We start from the raw sequence: 6,010 nt of genomic DNA, 5'->3' as shown, positions 1-6,010 counted from the left end.
GCTCGTCAGCAGGGTTTTGACATCACTGTTAGTGGTTGGCAGTATGGCTAATTGAGAATGGTGCAAGATCTCAGTTTAATCCGATACTCATCTCCGGTAAAAACACCAGAGTATCTTTCCAGCGCTTCACCAAGACAACTTGCTCTAGATTGGCTGTCAGTTTTACCTTTGCCAGCACTGTTGGCTCTTAAATTTTGGCGTAGGTTTACTAAACAGTTATTGCTTCGACTATCTAGATAGTTTGCTGTATAAACATGAAGCAAAATATTATCACTTGTGAGTTTATTAAAAGCATTTACTACTCCCAAAATAGGACTAATATGATGGGAATATTTATTGAAAGTTTCTTCAGGAGAAACGCTGCGATGTCCTCCATCAGAAGTGAATAGTTTTTTCTGAATTTGAAGTGCGATCGGCTGCGGTTTATCTGCTTGGTTAAAAACCCCACATACTTGACATTGCGGACGTTTAACAAGAATATGCTGCTCGATCGATAGCTGCATGGTATCGAAGGTAAATAGTTTACCTTCTAACTGTGAAGGTGTTGCTAGAACTAACTGTTTTGCAGTTTCCATAGCTGCCCAGTTGATACCCATCTGCAAGCTTACCGGAAGCACTGCACGAGAGGTTAAAAAGGATTCAGTCATTCCTTTTTGTTTGGCGATACTTGTTTCAACAGTTCGGTTTCCCTGCAACCGTTGAGCAAGACATTCCCAACATCCCGTATGAGATGGGACAAATAGCGGCCCCAGCCAAATTACCGTACCCACAGGTTTCACTAATAACCAAGGTTTTTGGCGTGCTTCGGCTGCTTGATTGAATTCACTTAAACCAACTTGTAAGTAATCATCGGTTAAAACAATTGTTAAATCCGTCTGGCTTAGATCGGCTTGTTCGTCAACAGTTATATTTAATGACTTCAAAGCAGAAATAAATTCTTTTGTCTCAACTTGACCAAAAGATACTACACTTACTCTTGTATTTTTTAGCTTATTTAGAGCTGTTGCCGAATCAGTATCCAGCAAACTCCAAAATGCCGCTTGTGGCGGTGGTATTATCGGTTCTGCTTCCGCTAGATAACCCTGACTCTCCAAACGGGTAAGGGCATTGTAAACGCCAAGCATTGATACTTCAGCTTCTAAGTGCCGCACAATGTCATCGACATTATGCTCACCGTTAAGCAAGGGAGCAAGCAACGTATAGAGGCGACCGCTAAGAGCATGATGTTCGTGTTCGCTAAGTAGATAGACGCTACTTGGCTCGATAACTTCAACATGGAAGTGGGGTTTAAAAACAGGTTTGTTCAGCATTGTTTTAGGTAAATAAAATAGGACTTACGTATGGGGGCCCAGAAACCGGGTTTTTTACCGAATTTGTGGCTGCAACGCGTCTTTTCGTAAAAAAACCCGGTTTCTTTGGTAGGAGTGCTTCCAGGACTGTAAAAGTTGCTGCATTCTGTTAAGCATTGCCTAACTTATACTATGAGAGAGAATTTGATTTTGTTCTATCGATGTTGATGATGCCATTAACTTAGAAGACTTCCAAAAGCTATTAATGGAAGTTAAATAAGGAGCAAGGTGGCGATTCACAAATCTCACCATTATTTTATTTTCTGCTAATACAATAAACATTGCCTCTGTCCCTTTTTTATCCGTAAGTCGGCGATTAATTGATGCTGCAAGCAAATGAATTCCTAGACCCATAGCTCGAAAGTCTGGTTTAATAAACAGTGCTTTATAAATTGCACCATTTGGCATTTGTTGTACAATACTCCAACCAATTACCTCTTCCAGGTCGTCGCGCAAACCAATACTATAAACAGCTTCAATCCGGTCTTGAAAGGGACAAAGTTCATCAGGATAATTCAGTCCATTCTCTCGCTGTTTGATTTTCGTTCGCTCTTGAGCTGTTAAATCAACCCAGGGTAAAATAGTAAATTTATTGGGGAGAACATACCGATTTAAAAAAGGAGCCTGCTTAATACTTTCTCGGTTCGTTAGACACTGCAAACTATAAAAAGATGCAGTTTCCCAGTTTTGTTGCTTAAGCATACGTTCCAGAATTGGAGTCGTAAGATTCAGACTGTATAAAAGATTGAGTTGTTGACAGCCATGTTTTTTTAGTATTTCTTCAATCTGCATTAGTAGCGCAGTACCAAGTCCCTGTTGGCGATGCTCTTGAGCTACGATGAGCGATAAAATGTTGGCTTGATTCTGATTTGTTGGATATTCAGCTAAAACTAATCCAACTGGCTGTCCTTGAAGTGCTACACCGAGAGCAATATTTGTGAGATTCTGTGATGAAAGCCTATCTAGACGTTCTTGAAACCAAGGATAAGTTAAATGCTTGTAAGTGGAAGCATTCAGGCTATCTAAAACTATGTAATCGTACATTTTTCTAAATTAATTAGTATTACACGATTATTAGGAAAAGTAAAAGTAGAAACATCAACCGGATAGTTGAGTTCTACAATTTACCTTTCACAAAAGATGGAGTGTTAGATTTAGGGGAAGTTTCAAAGAACTAATCAAACTTGCTGCTTGACACCAGCTATCCTTCACACTCGCATCGCCGTCAATGTATTGACCTTACTTACTGCCGCCGCAGCTATGGCAGTAAGCTACTGGGGAGTTTCGAGTAGACAAGTTGCTTTCTTCTAGGACATCTCCACCCATAGCGACTTCGATCGCCATTGCTGCACGAGCTTGTTCGATCGTGAAGTGGTAGCCCATCTCCTCACCCAGTTGAACTGCCATTTGGCAGAGACTTTCAGGATCTCTGGCTGATTTGAGTTTTGCTTGCAACTCTGGACTCTTCAACAGTTGTTGGTAAAACTGTTCCAATGAATTGTTGGTTGTTTGTAAGTTCATGACAGCGTTCATGCTTTTATCCTCGTTGAGTGGATTGTTTTCTGAATGCTCTGATTGGTTGCCCTGGTGGTTCACCTAGCTTTTAATCAGTTGTGTCCATTGTTCAACTTTCAGTCGATTTAGACCACTCAAGTTATTTGAGTTAAGATCCAACTTAAGCGGTCTATTTCTATAGAAGCCATTTGGACTGCGATCGGAATATTCTGCCAGTGAAGCTCCCTTGTTTAGTCAGTTGTCTCAACGCTCGATACGCGCTACGCGCAGGCTACGCGATCGCACCTAACGCTTTCAAAGTGACTTTTTGAGCGCCCGTTAAACCAGTTGCCCCTTGAATATTCATGCCTTCATAAAGTCGATCGACCATCAAAGTTCTAATACAGCGTCCTGTCGCTACATCCCATAGCTTAATCGTGCGATCGTCACTGCCACTGACTAAAAATTGACCATCAGAGCTAAAGAGTACCGAAGTTACCCAACTCGTATGCTCGTGCAACACTTGCAGGCACTCTCCTGAAAGCAGATTCCACAGACGAACGGTTTGATCGCCACCGCCAGTTGCCAAGATTTGACCATTAGGGCTGATGGCAATAGACCAAACTCCACCGATATGCCCCCGCAAAACCCGCAAACACTCTCCGGTTTGCACATCCCAAATTCGGATGGTTTGGTCAAAACTACCGCCGATCAACTGTTGAGCGTTGGGAATGAATGCCAGCGTAAAAATTCCGCTAGCGTGACCCTGCAAAACCCGCAGACACTCTCCAGTTTGCACGTCCCAAAGATGGATGGTGTGGTCAGAACTGCCACTAGCGAGATATTGACCGCTGGTATCAAATGCGATCGCCCGATCGCTATCCTGATGACCGCGCAGCACTCGCAAACATTGATGAGTCTGTACATCCCACAGTCGCACGGTGCGATCGTAACTGACGCTTGCCAGGATTTGCCCCCCTGGACTGAACAGAACTGCCCACACAGGCGCGTCATGACCCGACAACCGATCGAGGTGACCTGTATGCACATTCCATACCAAAATCGAGCCATCTTGTCCATTGGTTGCCACAGTTTGACCATCGGGGCTAAAGCTTAAACTTGAAGTCCAACTGGTTAAATGCGAAGTCGAATCGGTCGCTCTCTGCAAGGTTTTATAAGGGATCAGCGGCGTGTCGCTGTCATCGAACTGCAAATGCCACAGGTGAATCGCCTCATCCTGACCTCTGCTGGCAAGGGTTTGACTATCTGGACTCAGGCTCATGGAGCGAATACCGCTGGTACGTCCGCGCAGTGTTTTGAGGCTTTGTCCGTGCAAATTCCACAGCCGAACAGTTTGATCTTGACCGGCACTCACCAGTAGCTGACCCCCGATTGCCTCTGGCACTCCGCTACGTGCGATCGCAATGGCAAAAATCCCCTCGGTATGACCGCCCAGAACGTTGATGCACTGTCCATCTTCTGCACTCCAAAGGCGCAGGGTGCCATCGTCGCTTCCACTCGCCAAGATGTCACCATCCGGGCTAAACACGATGCTCCTAACCCAATTAGTGTGACCATTTAACAGCTTGAAATCAAGATTTGACCGATCGAATTTAGAGTGGACATTTCCACTCCAAAGTCGAATAGATCCATCGAGATAGCTACTTGCCAGCAGTTGACCATCCGGGCTGTACCGCACACAACGAACTCCTTCGCTATGCCCCTGTAACATCCCCAAGCAATCCCCATCGATCGCATTCCAAATCCGAATCGATGTGTCATGACTGCCACTGGCTAAGGTTTGATTGTCCCGACAGAAGTGAACCGAATGAACGTTTTGCGTGTGCCCCTTCAAGATATGGAGACATTCCCCTTGCAAATTCCACACACGCACGGTTCGATCGTTGCTGCCACTGGCCAACCGTTGACCGTCTGGACTAAAACTCACTGACCAAACACAGCCGGTGTGTCCGGTTAAAACCCGCAAGCACTCACCACTGTGCACATCCCACAACCGCACTGAAGTATCACTACCGCTGCTGGCTAAGGTGTTGCCATCTGGACTAAAGACAACCGACCACACCCAGCCGGTATGTCCTTCAAAGGTGGCTAGTAGTATGATGGGTGACGATATTCCAGAGATACACCATGCAGCTTGAATCGCCAACGGCAACGATTTGACCGTCCATGCTCATGTCGATCGACATTGCAATCCCCAATGTCTCTGAAAAAATAGATCTGGCTAAATCAGCATTTTGAAAATTGACCCCTGCCAAATTAACCTGCCTCAAGTCGGCTTCGGCAACTACTAATTCAGAAAATTCAGAACCGCATAAATCTACTTGAAGCTGCACCAGAAGATTGATCAAGTTGCCTGCGATATATCCTAGTTTTTGTCGCTGCTGTTCTAATATTTTCCTGGCTCTTTCTTCAATCTCTGATACACTGCCATAACGAGACAAAAGTCGTTCAATTACAGGTTGTACAATCAGCCGCAATTGCGTCTCTCGCACATAATCTTTAGCATGCACTCGAATCAAGGAATGACTTTGCAATAGGTCAATCTCAGAAGTCTCAAATTCTGTATAAACTTGCTGAATGAATCGTGACGTTACAGATTCCATGACAACAGGTTGCAAGAAGAATAACCCATCCGTTTTTTCAATCAAAGACCGCCGAAACAGCGAGTTTATTTGTTGAGGTACGCTTTGCCTAGAGGCAATATCGACGATACTTTCGCTAATTTCTGCGATGTATCCGCTCAATAAATCGGGGTAACAGCAAAAAAAGAAGGTTCACAATCTAGGAACAGCATAGTAGAATATGACGTATTATTAATCATAAAATCAAGGATGTCATAGTCTTTTTTCGCCACTAAAGTCACAATTAACCGTGGGTTTATACGACACTTACTAAAGGAATCAAGGACCAATAATTCAGAGCATTTATGTTTTTTTGAATTTCTTCAATAATCCCAGGACACACCCAAAGAATAAACCGAAGATTGTTGACGAATAATCATCCCCAAAGATGGAATATTTCCCAGGTGAGAAATACGGTCGTGCATATATTCAAAAAAGCTAATTCCTAATACCATTTTTCTAAAGTTATGCTAGAGTTACATGAAAAGTAAAGGAGAACATTAAAATGTCTGGGCGTCCTCATAT

At 43.8% G+C, this 6,010-nt stretch carries 5 protein-coding genes; all 5 read right to left on the bottom strand.

Going from position 1 to position 6,010, the window contains the following annotated elements; genetic code table 11:
* Positions 1-47 precede the first annotated feature (47 nt).
* The 5 genes from QUA44_RS29925 to QUA44_RS29905 all read right to left on the bottom strand — a co-directional run bounded on the left by QUA44_RS29925 (position 48) and on the right by QUA44_RS29905 (position 5,608).
* A complete protein-coding gene (locus tag QUA44_RS29925; RefSeq protein ID WP_333257450.1) occupies positions 48-1,310 on the bottom strand; it encodes a TOMM precursor leader peptide-binding protein in 1,263 nt (420 codons plus the stop codon).
* A gap of 159 nt (positions 1,311-1,469) precedes the next feature.
* The gene (locus QUA44_RS29920; protein ID WP_333257448.1) at positions 1,470-2,393 is read right to left on the bottom strand and encodes a GNAT family N-acetyltransferase; all 924 of its coding nucleotides are present in this window, start codon (positions 2,391-2,393) and stop codon (positions 1,470-1,472) included.
* Positions 2,394-2,588: 195 nt separating this feature from the next.
* Positions 2,589-2,882: a Nif11-like leader peptide family natural product precursor gene (locus QUA44_RS29915; RefSeq protein WP_333257445.1), complete on the bottom strand. Its 294-nt coding sequence runs from the start codon at positions 2,880-2,882 to the stop codon at positions 2,589-2,591.
* 253 nt (positions 2,883-3,135) lie between these two features.
* The gene (locus tag QUA44_RS29910) at positions 3,136-5,010 is read right to left on the bottom strand and encodes a WD40 repeat domain-containing protein (protein WP_333276856.1); all 1,875 of its coding nucleotides are present in this window, start codon (positions 5,008-5,010) and stop codon (positions 3,136-3,138) included.
* Entirely contained in the window at positions 4,943-5,608 is a 666-nt protein-coding gene (locus QUA44_RS29905; protein WP_333257440.1) for a pentapeptide repeat-containing protein, read from the bottom strand. The genes QUA44_RS29910 and QUA44_RS29905 overlap by 68 nt, the downstream gene beginning before the upstream one ends.
* Positions 5,609-6,010 lie beyond the last annotated feature (402 nt).

Source organism: Microcoleus sp. N9_A2, from assembly GCF_036701775.1.
GTDB lineage: Bacteria > Cyanobacteriota > Cyanobacteriia > Cyanobacteriales > Microcoleaceae > Microcoleus.
Note: the sequence above shows the minus strand (reverse complement) of the source record. Positions and strands in the feature narration are given on the sequence as shown.